This window comes from Treponema sp. R6D11, assembly GCF_054786075.1.
The window spans coordinates 1-270 of the sequence record NZ_BDHD01001456.1 but is presented as its reverse complement, the minus strand read 5'-3'; the positions used below and the strand labels follow the sequence as shown (position 1 = coordinate 270).

General features: G+C 35.9%; 1 protein-coding gene. It reads left to right on the top strand.

The genetic code is table 11. The features are described from left to right. Positions 1 to 150 precede the first annotated feature (150 nt). Positions 151 to 270: cation-transporting P-type ATPase (locus tag ACYVTD_RS19105; RefSeq protein ID WP_461249153.1), on the top strand; the 120-nt coding region annotated here is incomplete at its 3' end.

Genomic DNA, 270 nt, shown 5'->3' with positions numbered 1-270 from the left:
TGCCATAGGCGGTTTTTTTCCTTTGTTAAAAAAAGACTTGCTTTTGTTCATGTGAGGGTTTTTTTTTTTTTAAATAACATTTTGCAAAATTTTGCATTTGGCCTAACTTTTTGGTATAATTTACTAATATAAAACGACTAGGAAAAAGCGTTGGCAAATACAAAAGGACTAACAAAAAAACGTGCGCAAGAATTTTTGACGGCGAAGGGCAGGACCGAGTTGCGGGAGAAAAAGCCGAAGACGTATGTGCAGATGTTTTTAGCTCAGCTA